The 16,654-nt window shown below is 71.4% G+C and carries 14 protein-coding genes; 9 read left to right on the plus strand and 5 right to left on the minus strand.

What is annotated here, in order from left to right; translation table 11 throughout:
- The first annotated feature begins 33 nt into the window (after window positions 1–33).
- Window positions 34–1,230 carry an NAD(P)/FAD-dependent oxidoreductase gene (locus AAH991_RS36720; protein WP_346230558.1) on the plus strand — a complete coding sequence of 399 codons (1,197 nt, stop codon included), beginning with the start codon at window positions 34–36 and terminating at the stop codon, window positions 1,228–1,230.
- A 96-nt stretch (window positions 1,231–1,326) separates the two neighbouring features.
- Here the strand turns inward: AAH991_RS36720 and cpt are convergent, their stop codons facing one another.
- The 3 genes from cpt to AAH991_RS36735 are packed head-to-tail and all read right to left on the minus strand — an operon-like array spanning window position 1,327 to window position 3,779.
- The gene (gene cpt / locus AAH991_RS36725) at window positions 1,327–1,863 is read right to left on the minus strand and encodes a chloramphenicol phosphotransferase CPT (protein ID WP_346230559.1); all 537 of its coding nucleotides are present in this window, start codon (window positions 1,861–1,863) and stop codon (window positions 1,327–1,329) included.
- Window positions 1,864–1,923: 60 nt separating this feature from the next.
- Window positions 1,924–2,601: an HAD hydrolase-like protein gene (locus AAH991_RS36730; protein WP_346230560.1), complete on the minus strand. Its 678-nt coding sequence runs from the start codon at window positions 2,599–2,601 to the stop codon at window positions 1,924–1,926.
- Window positions 2,602–2,636: 35 nt separating this feature from the next.
- Entirely contained in the window at window positions 2,637–3,779 is a 1,143-nt protein-coding gene (locus AAH991_RS36735; RefSeq protein WP_346230561.1) for an ROK family protein, read from the minus strand.
- Between the two features lie 104 nt (window positions 3,780–3,883).
- Between AAH991_RS36735 and AAH991_RS36740 the strand changes: the two genes are divergently transcribed.
- From AAH991_RS36740 to AAH991_RS36770, 7 genes are all read left to right on the plus strand, one after another.
- The gene (locus tag AAH991_RS36740) at window positions 3,884–4,612 is read left to right on the plus strand and encodes an amino acid ABC transporter ATP-binding protein (protein WP_346230562.1); all 729 of its coding nucleotides are present in this window, start codon (window positions 3,884–3,886) and stop codon (window positions 4,610–4,612) included.
- 22 nt (window positions 4,613–4,634) lie between these two features.
- Window positions 4,635–5,564 carry a glutamate ABC transporter substrate-binding protein gene (locus AAH991_RS36745; RefSeq protein ID WP_346230563.1) on the plus strand — a complete coding sequence of 310 codons (930 nt, stop codon included), beginning with the start codon at window positions 4,635–4,637 and terminating at the stop codon, window positions 5,562–5,564.
- A complete protein-coding gene (locus AAH991_RS36750; protein WP_346230564.1) occupies window positions 5,564–6,208 on the plus strand; it encodes an amino acid ABC transporter permease in 645 nt (214 codons plus the stop codon). Before AAH991_RS36745 ends, AAH991_RS36750 begins: the two co-directional genes overlap by 1 nt.
- Window positions 6,205–7,038 carry an amino acid ABC transporter permease gene (locus AAH991_RS36755; protein ID WP_346230565.1) on the plus strand — a complete coding sequence of 278 codons (834 nt, stop codon included), beginning with the start codon at window positions 6,205–6,207 and terminating at the stop codon, window positions 7,036–7,038. Before AAH991_RS36750 ends, AAH991_RS36755 begins: the two co-directional genes overlap by 4 nt.
- Window positions 7,025–7,975, plus strand: a complete 951-nt coding sequence (locus AAH991_RS36760; RefSeq protein WP_346230566.1) for an asparaginase — start codon at window positions 7,025–7,027, stop codon at window positions 7,973–7,975. Before AAH991_RS36755 ends, AAH991_RS36760 begins: the two co-directional genes overlap by 14 nt.
- Window positions 7,976–8,001: 26 nt before the next feature.
- Complete coding sequence (locus AAH991_RS36765) at window positions 8,002–8,748, plus strand: copper homeostasis protein CutC (RefSeq protein ID WP_346230567.1); 747 nt, start codon at window positions 8,002–8,004, stop codon at window positions 8,746–8,748.
- A 65-nt stretch (window positions 8,749–8,813) separates the two neighbouring features.
- A complete protein-coding gene (locus tag AAH991_RS36770) occupies window positions 8,814–9,524 on the plus strand; it encodes an alpha/beta hydrolase (RefSeq protein WP_346230568.1) in 711 nt (236 codons plus the stop codon).
- A 38-nt stretch (window positions 9,525–9,562) separates the two neighbouring features.
- Here the strand turns inward: AAH991_RS36770 and AAH991_RS36775 are convergent, their stop codons facing one another.
- Both AAH991_RS36775 and AAH991_RS36780 read right to left on the minus strand, forming a co-directional pair.
- Window positions 9,563–11,704 (minus strand): MMPL family transporter, encoded by a 2,142-nt coding sequence (locus AAH991_RS36775; protein ID WP_346230569.1) that lies wholly within the window; start codon window positions 11,702–11,704, stop codon window positions 9,563–9,565.
- A 70-nt stretch (window positions 11,705–11,774) separates the two neighbouring features.
- Window positions 11,775–12,179: a hypothetical protein gene (locus AAH991_RS36780; protein ID WP_346230570.1), complete on the minus strand. Its 405-nt coding sequence runs from the start codon at window positions 12,177–12,179 to the stop codon at window positions 11,775–11,777.
- Window positions 12,180–12,455: 276 nt separating this feature from the next.
- On the opposite strand from AAH991_RS36780, the gene AAH991_RS36785 reads away from it, so the two are divergent.
- On the plus strand, window positions 12,456–16,442 hold the full coding sequence (locus tag AAH991_RS36785) for a ThuA domain-containing protein (protein ID WP_346230571.1): 3,987 nt from the start codon (window positions 12,456–12,458) through the stop codon (window positions 16,440–16,442).
- The last annotated feature ends 212 nt before the right edge of the window (window positions 16,443–16,654 follow it).

A 16,654-nucleotide genomic window follows, 5' to 3' on the forward strand; every position in this document is an offset into this window, starting at 1 on the left:
CAAGGGGCGAACACGCGAGACAGGAGCACGGGCATGCAGCACCGCATCATCGTCCTCGGAGCCGGATACACGGGAGCCGTCGCCGCCGGACGCCTCGCCAGGCGGCTCCGCCGTGAGGACGTCGCCATCACGCTCGTCAACGCCGAGCCCGACTTCGTCGAACGCGTCCGCATGCACCAGCTGGCGACCGGCCAGGAGCTCAAGCGCCGGCCGTTGAGCGCCATGTTCGCGGGCACCGGCGTCGAAGTGACGATCGCGAAGGTCACCGGCGTCGACGCCGGCCGCAGGACCGTCGCCGTCGACGGCGCGGACGGCACGGCGGAGCTCCCCTACGACACGCTCGTCTACGCCCTCGGCAGCGGCTGGAACGACCAGGGCGTCCCCGGGGCGGCCGAGCACGCCTACGAGATCGCCGGCCGCGCCGGAGCTCTCCGGCTGCGCGAGCGCCTGTCCCGCATGACCGCCGGGCAGGCCGTGGTCGTCGTCGGCGGCGGCCTCACCGGCATCGAGGCCGCCGCCGAGATCGCCGAGGCCCGCCCGGACCTCGACGTCGCCATCGCCGCCCGCGACGGCCTCGGCGACTGGCTCTCGCCCAACGGCCGCGGGCACCTGCGGAGAGTTTTCGGCAGGCTCGGCGTCACCGTGCACGAGCACACCGTCGTCACCGGCGTCGAAGCCGACCGCGTCGTCACCGCGGACGGCACGGAGATCCCGGCCGCCGTCACCGTGTGGACCACCGGCTTCGCCGTCCACCCGATCGCGCGGGCGACCGCCCTGGAGGTCACCGGCACCGGCCAGATCGTGGTCGACGGGACCATGCGCTCGGTCTCCCACCCCGACGTGTACGCGATCGGCGACGCTGCCATGGTGATGGGCCCGGGGAACAAGCCGCTGCGGATGTCCTGCGCCTCGGGAACGCCGACCGCATGGCAGGCCGCCGACGCCATCGCGGCGCGCCTGACCGGCGGCCCGCTCCCGAACGCGCCGATCCGCTACTTCAACCAGTGCGTATCACTGGGCCGCAAGGAAGGCCTGATCCAGTACGTCACCGCCGACGACCGCGCCGTGCGGGCCGTGCTGACCGGACGGCTCGCCGCCGTCTACAAGGAGCTGGTCTGCAAGGGCGCCGCATGGGGTGTGGCCAACCCGACGCTCGGGCTGCCGGCCCGGCGCCGTCCCGTCACGCGGCAGCGTGGCGCGGCGGGCCCGGCCGTCAAGGAACCGGCGTAGAGCGGGGGTCGCCCGGGGCCCGGCGCGGTGATCGCCCGGGCCCCGCTCGGTGGGGTCCCGCCCGACACGGGCCGGTGGACACCCAGGGGCGAGCGCCTACGTCGTCACCTGAGCAGCGATGATCTTGGCGCACGTCGGGGACGGGGTGTGCGTGGTGTCCACTTCCAGGTCGTAGACCACACCCTCGTGCACCATCGTCGCCTGCGTCGCGGCCATTCCCGGGATCCGGTCCCCGCGGGCCCTCTCACGCTCGGCGGCGATCGCGGTGTCACACCTGACCCCGACCCACAGGACGTCCAGTCCGGCGAGAACGCGCTGCCAGCGTCGCTGGGTCGCGGCCGCGCCGAGGAACACGTCGTCGATGATCACCGGGGCTCCGGCACGGACCATCGCCGCGATCCCCTCCATCCACGCCGCCTGCAGCGCCATGAACTCCGGCCCGACGTCCACGGCGCCGTCGGGGGCGAACTCGATTCCCGCGTCCGTGTCCTGCATGGACCGGGGCATCGCCTCGATGAGCGAGTCGACCCCGAACGCGAGCCACGGTCGCGGCAGGACAGCCTGCAGGTGCCGCACGATCTCGGACTTGCCCGCGCTCGATCCGCCGTTGAGCACGATCGCTTGAGTCGTCACGGCGTCCACGGTAGAGGCCCGGCCACCGATCCCCGAAGCCGTTTTCCGGCCGACGCCACGCTAGGACGCCACGTCTGCCGGCGGATCGCCCGCCGCCGTCCGGGTGAGCACCTCCAGAAGTCGCGCGGGGGTGTCCACCACGGCGACGACGCCGGGGGCGGCGAACTCGGCCGCGTCGCCGAACCCCCACGTCACCGCGACGCACCGCACGCCGCACTCGGCCGCGCCGGCGACGTCCTCGCCGCGGTCGCCGATCATGACCGCCTCCTCGGGCGTGGCGCCGAGGACGCCGAGCGCGTGGCGGACGACGTCCGCCTTGTGCCGCCGGGACCCGTCCAGCGTCGCCCCGGCCACGTACGAGAAGAAGCCGTCGAGCCCGAAGTGCACCAGGATCTTCTCGGCGTAGACGGCCGGCTTCGACGTCGCCACCGCCAGGGTCCGGCCGTCGGCGACGAGAGCCTCCAGCACGGCGGGGATCCCCGCGATGACCTCGTTCTCGTACATGCCGCCCGCGGTGTAGTGCTCGCGGTACGCGTGAACGGCGTCGGCGATCCGGTCCGGTGGCACGCCGAGCCGGAGGAAGCCGTCCTGCAGGGGTGGGCCGATCATGGCGCGGAGCCGCGCGTGATCCACCTCCGCGACCCCGGTCGCGGCCAGGGCGTGCCGCATCGAGGCGACGATGCCGGCCTCGGGATCGGTCAGCGTGCCGTCGAGGTCGAAGAGGCAGTACCGGGTCACGTGCGGGGCGTCCCTTCGGGGTCGGATGAACGAGCTCAGGCGAGCACGGCGTCGAGCAGCAGGGATCCGGCGCCGAGCAGGGCGGCGTCGGGGCCCGACCGGGTGGTGGAGATCTCCAGGTCGCGGGTGGCCAGCGGCAGGCACCGCTCGTACACCGCCGCGCGGATCGAGGCGATCAGCGGCTCGGCCGGCGACAGGCTGCCCCCGACCACGATGGCGTCGGGGTTGATGAAGTTGACCAGCACGGTGAGCACCTCGCCGATGAGCCGCCCGGCGTTGCGCACGAGGGCGGTGGCCTCGGGCACCCCGTTGTCGACCAGCGCGACGACGTCGGCCGGCCGGCGCACCTCGATGCCCTGCTCGCCCAGCACGCTCATGAGGGCGGCGCCGCTGGCGTAGGCCTCCAGGCAGTCGTCATGGCCGCAGGAGCAGGTGACCGACGAGTCGCTCCTGACCCGCACGTGGCTGATGTCCCCGGCCGCGCCCCGCCCCCGGTGCAGCGCGCCGTTCACGATCACGCCGCAGCCGATGCCGCTGCCGGCCTTGAGCACCATCAGCGTCTCGCACCTGGGCCACGCCCTGGCCTCCCCGGCCGCCATCAGGTTGGCGTCGTTCTCCACCAGCACCGGCAGGTCGAAGTGCGCGGCGAGGCGGTCCGCGACGGGGAAGTTGTTCCAGCCGGGCATGCGCGAGGGCGCGACGACCCGGCCGGTCGCCGGGTCGACGGGCCCGGGGACGCCGGTGCCGACGCCGCGCAGCGGGACCCCGGGCGGGCCGTGCGCGGCCAGCAAATCCTCGAACGCGGCGGCCATCCAGTCGATGGTCGCCTCGGGTCCCTCCTGGATGTCGCAGGGGCGCTCCTCGACCACCAGCGGGGTGCCGCTGAGGTCGAGGAGGCCGAGCCGCGCGTGGTGCGCGCCGAGGTCGGCGACCGCGAGCAGTCCCGCGCTGGGGCTGAGCCGCAGCCGCCGGGGTCGCCGGCCGCCGCGCGAGGTGCCCGCGCCCTCCTCCACCAGCAGCCCGCTGCCGATCAGTTCTTCGACGCGCAGCGAGACGCTGGAGGCCGCCAGGCCGGACAGGCGGGCGAGCTCGGCCCGCGATTCGGCGTGGCCCGCGGCGACGAGGCGCAGGAGGTCGCCCTGCGCCCCCCGCACCGGCAACCTCTCTTTGCCTGGCATGGAGGAAGGAATACCACGTCTTGACTTTCTGCGCCATCGCGTTGACTTCGCCCAGAATCATCCATTACGGTCCGGCTTATCTTCGATTTCGAAGGAAGTTGGCGATGATTCGGGTACGAGGCCTCAACAAGTGGTTCGGTGAGCACCACGTGCTGCACGACGTCGATCTCGACGTGGCGCGCGGCGAGGTCGTGGTGGTGATCGGCCCCTCCGGGTCCGGCAAGTCGACGCTGTGCCGGTGCCTCAACCGGCTGGAGGCGGCGGACTCGGGCGAGATCCTCGTCGACGGCGTCCCCGTGCCCGAGGAGGGCCGCGCGCTGGCCCGGCTGCGGGCCGACGTGGGGATGGTCTTCCAGAACTTCAACCTCTTCCAGCACAAGACCGTGCTGGAGAACGTGATGCTCGCGCCGATGAAGGTGCGCGGCGTGAGCCGCGCCGAGGCCGAGCGGACCGCCCACGAGCTGCTGGCCCGGGTCGGCATCGCGGAGCAGGCCGGCAAGCAGCCCGCGCGGCTGTCGGGCGGCCAGCAGCAGCGTGCCGCCATCGCCCGCGCGCTCGCCATGCGGCCCAAGGCCATGCTCTTCGACGAGCCCACCTCGGCGCTCGACCCGGAGATGGTCGGCGAGGTCCTCGACGTGATGACGGGCCTGGCCGCCGACGGCATGACCATGGTCGTCGTCACCCACGAGATGGGGTTCGCGCGCCGCGCGGCCGACCGCGTGGTGTTCATGGACGGCGGCCGGATCGTCGAGACGGGAGAGCCGAACGCCTTCTTCGACTCGCCCCGCACCGATCGGGCCAGGGACTTCCTGGCCAAGGTACTCACGCACTGATCGCAAAGGATGGTGGACCCCGATGGTGTCCATTAAGCGGGTGGCCGCTGTCGCCGCCGTGGCGATGGCCGGCCTGACGGCCTGTGCCGGGACGGACTCGGCGAGCTCCGCCGTGCCGGGCGCGGCCCCGAGCGAGGGCGGCGGGAGCGGCGTGCTCGCCGACGCGCCGGTCGCCGCCGCCGCGGACATCCTGCCCGGCTCGACGATGGAGAAGATCAAGCAGCGCGGCGAGCTGATCGTCGGCGGCTCGCTCGACGCGCCGCTGCTGTCCCAGCAGAATCCCGCGACCGGCGAGGTGGAGGGCTTCGACGCCGACCTCGGCAAGGCGCTGGCCAAGTACATCATCGGGCAGCCGAAGGTGAAGATCGTCAACTCGGCGTCCGAGACCCGCGAGGCGCTGCTGAGCAACGGCACCGTGGACGTGGTCTTCCAGACCTACACGATCACCCCGGAGCGGGCCGAGCAGGTCTCCTTCGCCGGGCCGTACTACTCCTCCGGCCTGTCCATCGCGGTCAAGAAGGGCACGACGGGGATCTCCTCGCCGCAGGATCTGAACGGCAAGACCGTCATCGCCGGGGCCAACACCCCCGCGATCCCCGCGATCAAGAAGCTCGCGCCGCAGGCGAAGATCATCACGTTCGGCGGCGACCCCGAGTGCGTCCAGGCGCTCAAGCAGGACCGCGGGGTCGCCTACGTCCAGGACGAGACGCTGCTCGTCGCCGACGCCAAGAAGGACCCCGAGCTGCAGGTCGTGGGCAAGCCGTTCACCCAGGACCCGTACGGCATCGGACTCAAGCACGGCGACGACCAGTTCAAGTCGTTCGTCAACGACTGGCTGAAGAAGATCCAGGCCAACGGGGTCTGGCAGGGCATCTGGAAGAACTCCCTCGGCACGGTCGTGCAGGGCGAGGCCCCCACGCCGCCCGAGATCGGGTCGGTGCCGGGTTCCTGATGTCGGCGCTGCTTGATCACCTGCCCGAGTTCTGGCAGGGGCTGGTCGTGACCCTCCAGATGACCGCGGCGTCGTTCGCCGGCGCCGCGGTCGTGGGGCTCGTGATCGTGGCGATGCGGGTCGGGCCGGTCCCGGTGCTGCGCACGGTCGCGACCGTCTACGTCGAGACCCTGCAGAACCTCCCGCTGCTCGTGCTGCTCGTGCTCGCGGTCTTCGGCCTGCCCGAGATCGGGCTCAAGGCCGGCCTGACCACCACCGCCGTCGTGGTGATCGCGCTGTACGAGGGCGCCTACATCGCCGAGGCACTCCGCTCGGGCGTCAACGCGATCTCCTCGGGCCAGGGCGAGGCCGCCCGGGCGCTGGGACTGACGTTCGGCCAGTCGCTGCGGCACGTCGTGCTGCCGCAGGCGCTGCGCACGGTCGTGCAGCCGATCGGCAACATCTTCATCGCGCTCACGATGAACACCTCGCTCGCGGCGGCCGTGGGCGTGGTCGAGCTGACCGCCGCCGCCAACCGGGTGAACCTGCTGGAGGCGCAGCCCATCCCGATCTTCGTCGGGGCGGGCCTCGCGTACGCCGCGGTCGCCGCCTGCGCCGGGTTCGTGACCGGGCGGCTCGAACGGCGGCTGGCGGTGGCGCGGTGAGCAACCTGCTGTTCGACGAGCCCGGCCCGCGCGCCCGCCGCCGCATCCGCCTCGCCACCGTCGCGGGCGTGCTGGTGCTGCTCGCCCTGGTGGCCCTGGCCGTGCGCCAGTTCGCCGCGAACGGGCAGCTCGCCGCCGAGCGCTGGCAGCCGTACGCGACCTGGCCCATGTGGCGCTACCTGCTCGGCGGGCTGTGGTCCACCGCGCTGGCCGCCGTCGTGTCCGCCGCGATCGCGATGGCGGGCGGAATCGCCCTCGCGCTCGGACGGCTGTCGCGGCGCCGCGCCGTCCGCCTGCCCGCCGCCGCGTACGTCGAGGCCGTGCGGACGATTCCGGCGCTGCTGCTGGTCTACCTCGTGCTGTTCGCGCTGCCGAGGTACGGCCTGGACCTCCCGCTGTTCTGGAAGCTGGTGGCGCCGCTGGCCGTGTCGAACGCCGCGGCGTTCGCCGAGATCTTCCGGGCCGGGATCATGTCCGTGGAGCGGGGGCAGGGGGAGGCCGCCCTCGCACTCGGGCTCACCCACGGGCAGTCGATGCGGCTGGTCGTGCTGCCGCAGGCGGCCCGCCGGGTGCTGCCGTCGATCGTCAGCCAGTCGGTGGGCCTGCTGAAGGACACCTCTCTGGGCTTCGTGGTCAGCTACGCCGAGCTGCTCTACAGCGGCAAGGTCCTGGCCAACTACAACGGCCTGCTCATCCAGACGTACATCGTCGTCGCGCTGGTCTACCTCGTGGTCAACGCGTCGCTGTCCGCGCTCGCCCGTTCCCTCGACCGCTCCGTCGCGGGCAGGGGCGGCCCGCGCAGAAGGAAGATCATCCGTGTCCCTCGCTGAATACGCCCCGCTCGCGGAGGTCGTGCGCTCCGGTTTCGTGGAGAGCGTCCACTTCGGCAGCGCGGTCGCGCTCTCGGCCGGCGGCGAGGTCGCCGTCGCACGCGGCCCGGTGCACGCGCCGGTGCTGCCCCGCTCGTCGGCCAAGCCGTTCCAGGCCCTCGCCTGCCTGCTCGCCGGGGCCCACCTGCAGGGCCCGGCGCTCGCGATCGCCGCGGGCAGCCACACGGGCGAGGACTTCCACGTGCGGCTCGTGGCCGAGATCCTCGGCGACGCCGGGCTCGGCTTCGGCGACCTGCGCTGCCCGCCCGACTGGCCGGAGGACGAGGCCGCCCGGCAGTCCCTGGTCAGGGCGGGCCTCGGCCCGTCGCGTGAGCGGATGAACTGTTCGGGCAAGCACGCCGCGATGCTCGCCGCCGCCGTCGCCGCGGGCGCGCCCACCGCCGGCTACCTCGACCCCGGCCACTTCGTGCAGGAACGGGTCAGGTCGGTGGTGGAGGATCTGTCGGGGGAGAAGGCCGCCCACGTCGCCGTCGACGGATGCGGCGCGCCGCTGTTCGGGATCTCGCTGACCGGCCTGGCCCGCGCCGTACGCGCCATGGCCGTGTCCGCGCCGGGGACGCCGCCGCGCGCGGTCGCCGACGCCATGCGGGCCCACCCCGAGTACGTCGGCGGGACCGGCCACGTGAACACCCGGCTGATGCGGGCGCTGCCCGGCGCGGTGGTGAAGGGCGGCGCCGAGGGGGTGCTGGTCGTGGCGCTCGCCTCCGGGGAGGCGGCGGCCGTCAAGGCGATCGACGGCGGCCCCCGCGCGACGACCGCCGTCGCGCTCGCCGCGCTGCGGGCCGCGGGCGCGGACGTGTCGGCGGCGGCCGAGTTCACGACCGTTCCGGTGCTGGGCGGGGGAGTCCCGGTCGGCGAGATCAGCGCTGTTTTCTGAGGGGCGACGTCCTGATGGGGGAGAGTATGAGCCTGACGTACGAGATCTGCATCGACAGCACGGCCGGGGCGCTGGCCGCCGAGCGCGCGGGCGCGCACCGCGTGGAGTTGTGCGCAGCGCTGTTCGAGGGCGGTCTGACGCCCACCCTCGGCACGGTCGAGGCCACGCTGGCGGCGGTCTCGTCGATCCGGGTCCACGTGATCATCCGGCCCCGCGGCGGCGACTTCGTCTACGACGAGCACGAGGTGGCGGCCATGGTCCGAGACGTGGCGGCGGTGCGCGACGCCGGGGCGCAGGGGGTCGTGATCGGGGCCCTCACCCCGGCGGGGGAGGTGGACACCGAGGTGTCCAAGCGCCTGATCGAGGCGGCCGGAGGTCTGTCGGTCACCTTCCACCGGGCCTTCGACATGACGGCCGACCCGTTCGCCGCGCTGGAGACGCTGGCGGGGCTGGGGATCGACCGGGTGCTCACCTCCGGCCAGGACAGCTCCGCCCTGGAGGGCGCGCCGCTGATCGCCGAACTGGTGGAGCGGGCCGGCGACCGGCTCGTCGTCATGCCCGGCGGCGGCATCACCCCGCGCAACGTGAGCCGGGTGGTGGAGGCGACCGGGGCACGGGAGATCCACTTCGCCGCCCTCGTGGACGAGCCCAGCCCTGCCGTCCACCGCAACCCGTACCCCTTCATGGGCGGCGAGCTGCGCCAGCCCGAGTACGTCCGCAGGGTCACCTCCCCGGCCCTGGTCGCGGAGGTGATCACCGCCGCCCGCGGCTGAAGCCGGGCCGCGGCGCGGTGACCCGCGGGCAGGAGGGGTAGACCCGTGGGCGGGGGGTGAGGCCGATGGCCACACCGGAGCGGAGCCGGCCCCATCCGGGGCCCGAGGAGGGCGTGCGGCACGGCCGGTTGTCCGCCCGCCCGGTGGCCGTCGCACGGGGGGCGTCCCCGCCCGAGCCGGGGGTGCACCGCCTGGACGGGCGCGCCCTGTTCGCCGTGCCGCCCGCCCCGGCGTCCGGGCCGTCCCCGCTCGCCGTCGTGCTGCACGGCGCGGGCGGCACCGCGGAGCAGGCGCTGGAGTGGCTGCTTCCCCAGGCCGGGGATCTCGGCGTGCTGCTGCTCGCGCCGCAGGCCGTCTCCGCCACCTGGGACGTCATCGTCGGCGGGTACGGCGCGGACGTCTCCAGGATCGACGCCGCGCTGGAGGAGGCGTTTTCCCGTGTGGCCGTCGACGTCCGCGCGGTGGCCGTGGCCGGTTTCTCCGACGGCGCCTCCTACGCGCTGTCACTGGGGCTGGCCAACGGCGACCTGTTCCAGACCGTGCTCGCGTTCTCCCCGGGGTTCATGGCGCCGATGATCCGGCACGGCCGTCCCCGGATCTTCGTCTCGCACGGCGCCTCCGACCGGGTGCTGCCGATCGACCGGTGCAGCAGGCGGCTCGTCCCCGAGCTGAGGGAGAGCGGCTACGAGGTGACGTACGAGGAGTTCCGCGGCGGGCACCAGGTGCCGCCGCAGACGGCCGCCGCGGCCGTCCGCTGGTGGATCTCGCAGGCCTGATTCCATGGTTCTTCGCCTGGGTCACAGCACCGGCGACGTCAGCCCGGGGCAGCGGTCCGCTTGAACGGCCACCAGTTTCGCTCGCCGAGCATCACCGCGAGCGCGGGGACGAGCAGGGCCCGGACGAGGAAGGTGTCGGCGAGCAGGCCCAGGGTGACCACGAAGCCGATCTGGAACAGCGCCTCCATCGGAAGCACCATCAAAGTCGCGAAGGTGGCGGCGAGCACGAGGCCGGCGGAGGTGATCACGCCGCCGGTTCGCTCAAGGGCCTCCGTCACCGCACGGCGGGTCTCGTGCTGTCGACGCCGCTCGCTGATCCGGCTGAGGAGAAACACGTTGTAGTCGACGCCCAGAGCGACGAGGAAGATGAACGCGTATATCGGCAGATTCGGGTCTGAGGCCGGCTGGCCCAGGACGTGGGTGAAGATGAGGGAACCGACGCCGAGGGCGAAGCCGAAGGAGAGGATCACGGTCGCGATCACGTAGAGCGGCATCACCACCGCGCGCAGGAGCGCAGCGAGGACGACGAGGATCAGGGCAAGGCTGACCGGGACGATGAGCCTGGTGTCACGGCCGAGTGCCTGGCGGGCATCGTAGTTCTCGGCCACGGTCCCGCCGATCAGGACGGTATGGCCGTCGGCCGCGCGCTCAGCGACCTCGCGCAGCACTGGGACGGCGTCGGTGGACTGCTCGGAGAACGGATCCATCCGCAGGTCCGCATCGAAGATGAGCAAGTCGTTCGCGGACCTTCGCCGGCCTTGCTCCTCCGCACCCGGGGAGTCGCCGTCCGCCCCGGCCGACCTCGCCACCGCGTGCATGCCCGCGACCGGTGTGCGCGTGCCTTCGGTGAGAGCGCTCTGGACCTTCCCGCCCACCTCCTCGGCTACGACGATGCGAAGCGGCGCCGCCCGGCCGGGGATGAAGTGGTCGCGGATCACCTGCTGGCCGCGGACCGAGTCCGGCGCCTCTCGGAAGGACTCGGAGAAGTCGAGCGCCGGACGCGCGCCGATGCCGGCCAGCGCGCCCGCGGCGAGGACGGCGGTGACCGCCGCGGCGATCACTCCCGGGCGTGCGTGAACGAGGCCCGCGACGCGCCCCCAAAACGTGACCGCGGGTGCGGACTCGGGCTCGAGACGCGGAATCGCGGGCCAGAACGCCCGTCGGCCGAGGGCGGTGAGCACCGCGGGCTGGAGCGTCAGGCTGGCACAGACCATGATCGCGACACCGAGGGCGAGGATCGGGCCCATTTCGCGCGTGGCGTTGAAGTCGGCAAGGGCGAGGACCATCATCGCGCCGACGACGATCGCTCCGGCGGAGACGATCGCTGGGGCGGTGCGCCGGGCGGCGGCGACCATCGCCTCCTCGACGTCCCGCGCGCGGCGCAGCTCGTCGCGAAACCGCGCCACGATCAGCAGACAGTAGTCGGTGCCCGCACCGAACATCAGCACGACCAGGATCGAGGTCGTCTGGCCGCTGACCGCGGTGAGGCCGGCGGCGACAAGGCCGTAGGCCAGTCCGGCGGTGACGAGATAGGCGAGGGCGACGACGGCCAGCGGTACCAGGGCGACCAGCGGCGAGCGGTAGGTCACGAGCAGCAGGAGCAGCAGCACGGCGATCGTCACCGCCAGAAGGGTCCCGTTGATCCCTTCGAACGCGGCTTGCCGATCGGCCTCGAAGCCGGCACGGCCGGTCACGAAGGCCCTCAAGCCGCTCGCGTCGCCGGCGGCCGACGGGACCACCTCGCGGATCGCCGCGACCGCCTGCTCGATGTCGGGCGTCGAGTCGTCGGTCATCAGGACCGTGCTCAAGATGACGGTGTCGTCGGGTGAGGTGAGTAGCGAAGCCCCCGGGCTCATGTCGAGCGGATCGGTCTCGCCGCACGCGCGTTGGTACGGGGTGGCGACCATCGTCAAGTTCGGGATCGCGCCGGACCGGCACAGCGCGAGGGCGTCGGCGTCGGCGCGCCGTCCGTCGTCCGCGGTGATCCCACTCTCGCGGAAGTAGGCGATCACCGCCGCCGTCTCGCTGCCGCGCCGGAACCGCTCGTCGACGATCCGCTTGACCGCCGCCGACTCCGATCCCCGGACGAGGAAGGTCTCGCTCTCGTCGGCGGCCCGCTCGCTGAGTTCGGCGTGCAGCGGCACCGCGAGCATCGCGAGCGCAAGCCACACCGCGATCACGACCCACCGTGACCGCCGACCGGCGGCGATCGCGGAAGCCCTGGTGAGAGGTCCCATCGGGCCGCCGGCCTTAGAGCCCACCACCGACCCCTTCTATGTGGCTGACGACGCCCTGCGCGGTGTAGACGTAGATCCTCGCCGGGTCGATCTCTATCGGCACGGGCCGGCTCTTGCCGTCCTCGCGAGAAACGACGATTTCGCAGCTGTGACGGGCCGCCTTCGCACGCGCCTCGGCGAGTTCCAAGCCGAGCAGCTCCGCCGTATCGAAGGCGTTCTCCGCGGGTCTGTACTGGTTGACGCCCCCGTTCTGCCCGCTCTGCACCATCGGGCATCGAAGCGCGGTCAGGTCGCGCCCCCGCGACTTCGACTCCCCGCCATCGTCGCTACATCCCGTCAGAGCCGATGCTCCGAGGGCGATCGAAACTGTGGCCGCAGCGACGCTGAGAAGCCGCCGGTGAACCGTCTGCCCGCTCATAGCGGGGACGCTAACCGACGAAACCGTCTCGTTCAAGAGAACTAACGCCTCTGCCAAACAAAACGACACCGCCTTAGGAGTCGACTTTTTCATTTGCGTGGAGAAAGTCCTTGACACATGGACAAAAGGCGCAGACGCTACGTCTAACCTCAGGCGTCGAACCACATCGCTCCGGCCGCGGGGCTGGTCGCCGCCGCATTGGGAGAGGAAGTGAGTGGTATGCGGAACGCCGCGCTGCCCGCGCGGAGTGTGAGGCGTTCTTTAACCGCCCTGACTGTGGTCGCTCTCGGGGCGATGCTCGCCCCGGCGACCACTGCCCAAGCGAAGAGCACCCACCTGGCGGCCGCTGCCCCGGCGGCGAGCACCGGGCCGGCCAACAGAGGCCTCCTTGCGTCGCTCGCCAAGGAGGAGGACGGCAAGAGGGTCCTCATCTATACCGGCACGACCGGGTACCGGCACGCAGAGGCGATCGACAACGGGCGCCCAGTGGTGCAGGCCGCTCTCAAGGCCGCAGGCTACGAGGTCGACTGGGAGGACTGCGACAACAACGGTGGCGGCGCGAACAACTGCGACAACCCGAACAAGAACCCTCGGATCTTCACCGACGATAACCTGGCCCGATACAACGCGATCCTGTTCCTGAACGCGTCGTGGTCATGGGCCGGCGGCGGACGGCCCGGACCGCTCCTGGACCAGGCCCAGCGCGATGCGTTGATCCGCTTCACCCAGAACCGCGGCGGGATCGCGGCCGTGCACAACATGACCGATGCCGGCGCCGGCGTGTCCGTGTGGGACTGGTGGGACGGCGGGCCGGACAGCGTCATCGGCACGACGATGACAGCCCACTCGAATGGGTCGGCGACCGGCAACGCCGCGACCGTCCAGGTCGCCGACCACAACCACCTCTCCACCAAAGACCTGCCCGACACCTACCAGCTCGCCGACGAGCACTACAACTTCGTCCGCAGCGTCCGGGGCACCCACCACGTGCTCGAGACCTTCGACGAGCGCACCTACAACACCGGCAGCCAGAAGATGGGCCAGGACCACCCCACGACGTGGTGCAAGCTCTACGACGGCGACAGGGTCAAGGACGGCACCGCCACCCCGCGGTCCTACGACGACGGCCGGACCTGGGTGACCTCGCAGGGTCACTTCGGCGTGCGTTACAGCGAGAACGGCGGCGACAACCCGCTGGTCAAGCAGATCGTCGGAGGGGTGCGCTGGGTCGCCGGCGAGGGAAACAAGACCGACTGCTCGGGCACCGTCTGGTCGAACTTCACCCGCACGACCCTGGTCGACAACGCGAACGGCCCGATGGCTCTCGACGTGGCGCCGGACGGCAAGCTCTACTGGACCGAGATCGGCCCCACAACGGGCTACCAGTCCCAGGGCTACGTGAAGATGCACGATCCGAACGGCCCGCCGAACAACTCGACCACGGTCGCGACGATCCCGACGCGCGCCGACCACGGCAACTCCGAGGACGGCGTGCTGGGGATGAGCCTGGAGCCGGGCTTCGACCTATCGAACCCGGATAAGCGCGACATCTACGTCTACTACTCCCCGCGCAACCCCGACTGGCCGACCACGGGCAACCAGCAGACGGTCGGCTACAACCTGATCAGCCGCTTCACGTTGAACGAGGCCGGCACCGCGTTCGAGCCCGCGCCGGCGGGCGGGGCCGGTGACCCGGCACATCCCTACGATGAGCGGGAGATCCTGCGCGTGCCCAAGGCGAAGATCTCGGGCAACCCCTCAGGCTTCCCGGGCGGCCCCACCGACAACGGCCCCGGCCATGTCGGCGGCGCGAGCCTGGTGTTCGACTCCGAGGGCAACCTCTACCTCGGCGTCGGCGACGACACCTCCCCGAACGCGCCCGGCCACAACGGCTACCCGCCGATGGACCATCGCGCCTCCGAGCGCTGGGACGCGCGCAAGACGGCGGCCAACACCGCCGACCTGCGCGGCAAGGTCCTGCGCATCAAACCGATCGAGGACATTCCGCCTCCGTCCTCAGGGAGCGCCCCCGATCCCGGCCTGGACAAGACCTACACGGTCCCGAAGGGCAACATGTTCCCGCCGGGGACCCCGAAGACCCGGCCGGAGATCTATGCCATGGGCTTCCGGCAGCCCTTCACGGTGCACACCGACCCCGCCAACCCGGGTACGGTCGTCGTCGGCGAGTACTGCCACGACAACACGGTGGACCAGGCCAACCGTGCCCCGGCCGGCACCTGCGAGTGGGATCTGGTCGACGGGCCCGGCTTCCAGGGCTGGCCGTTCTGCGTCGGCGACAACTCGAAGACCAACACCACGTGGCGCTGGAACTACGAGACCAACTCCTCGACCGGTCAGCAGTACGACTGCTCGCTCGACAAGATCCCGGCCGACCTCGCCTGGGCCCCGCCGGGCGGCAAGGGCTCGCAACCCACATTCCAGGGCCTCGATGAAATCCCGGGCCCCGCGAAACCGGCGACGATCTGGCGCAAGTACCCCGGCAACCCCGGCGGTCAGGACCCGATGGCCTTCGGCGACCTGGGCCCCGGAGGCATGCAGCCGGTCACCGGCCCGGTCTACCGATACAAGGACAGCTACGGTCCCGGCGCCTTCCCGCCCTACTACGACGGCTCGTGGCTGATCACCAACCGTGGCGCCGACAACGGGTTCTGGAAGGAGGTCCGCCTGCGGGAGGACAACAACCAGATGCTCCGGGTCAACGACTGGCTGCCGGTCAACCACTTCGGCACGCCGAACAGCAGCTTCGTGATCCCGACCAGGTTCGGGCCCGACGGCGCCCTCTACATGGGGCGCTGGACCTTCGGCTGCTGCCGCAACCAGGCCAACTCCTCAATGAAGATGGAGCTGGTCAAGATCGAGTTCAAGCCCTCGACCACGTGCGCGGAGGACACCCAGGCACCGACGGTGGCGCACCAGATCGAGGGCCGGGCCCACCCCAGCCAGCAGAACACCTACATCGACTCGGCCACGCTCAAGCTCACCGCCAACGATGTCGGCTGTGCCGGCGTGGAAAAGACCGAGTACCGCGTCAACGGCGCAGCGTGGACCGCCTACGACGCGCCGGTCCCGATCAAGAACCCGGGCAAGTACACGGTCGACTACCGGGCCACCGATTACTCCGGAAACACCTCCAGCCCGCAGAGCGCCGTCTTCACGGTGCTCGACGGCGGCAGGACGCTCCCCACGACGTGCGACATCTTCGCGATGGGCACGGGGTGGAGTCCCGGCAACTGCGAGATCACCCGCGGTGGCACCGTCACCTGGCACTTCAACGCGCCGGATGCGGGGATGCCGCACGATGTCTGGCTCGTGCCGCCCGGCGGCAATCCGGACCCGAACGGCGGCGACATCTTCGAGGTCACCAAGGGCGCTGTCTCGCCGGGAGGGCCGCCGGTCTCATACACCTTGGACAAGGAAGGGACCTGGACGGTCATCTGCAGGCTCCACTCCGGCTACGACGGCAAGAAGTGGGCGGGCATGGTCACGACGATCACGGTCGGCGGAGGCGCCAAGGGTGTCTACACCATCGCCCCGAAGCACAGCGGCAAGTACATCACGCCGCAGAACGCCTCGACCGCCGACGACGCCAAGATCGTTCAAATGAGTGCGACGGAGGGCAGCGAGCAGCAGTGGGAGGCCATTCCCTTCACCGCGGGCGCCTACCAGCTCAAGAACGTCAAGAGCGGCAAGTGCCTTGACGTGCCGACCGGCTCGACCGCGACGGGCACCCAGCTCGTCCAGTACTCCTGCCATCCCGACGGACATAAGGACCAGGTCAACCAGCGCTTCTATCTCATCCCGTCCGGAGATGCCTACCAGGTCAATTCGGCGGTGAGTGGCCTGTGCCTCGACATCAACGGCAACTCCAAGGCCGACGGCGCCGCGTTGATCCAGTGGACCTGCAGCAACGCCGACAACCAGCGGTTCGGCTTCACCCCGGTTTCCTCTCCCGGCGTTCCGCTGACCGTGACCGCCTCGTCCCGCTGCGTGGGCACGACGGCGTACGTTGCGGTGACGGCCGTCAACGACGCCGATGTGCCGGCGAGCGTGACGTTGACGACTCCGTACGGTTCCAAGACCGTGGCCGACGTGGCCCCGGGCAAGCAGGCCTACCAGTCCTTCAACGCGCGGGCCGGGCAGATCGGCGCGGGCACGGTGACGGTTGAGGGGACCGCGACGATCGACGGCAAGCAGGTCACCTCGACCTACGACGCCGCCTACAACGCGATCAGCTGCGCCTGACCGCCGTACTGAACAGTGGTAACCGGGGCCGGCCGACCGGATGATCGGCCGGCCGGCCCCGCCCCCCATGTCTCCCACAAGATGGAGTCATCACGTGAAGACCAAGAGAACCGCCCAGATACTGGCCGTGTCGGTGCTCGGCCTGGCGCTTTCGGGTGTGGTCGGTCCCGCGATGGCGGCCGACGGACCCGGCGACGGCACTGGCGACGGCG

The organism is Microbispora sp. ZYX-F-249, assembly GCF_039649665.1.
Taxonomy (GTDB): domain Bacteria; phylum Actinomycetota; class Actinomycetes; order Streptosporangiales; family Streptosporangiaceae; genus Microbispora; species Microbispora maris.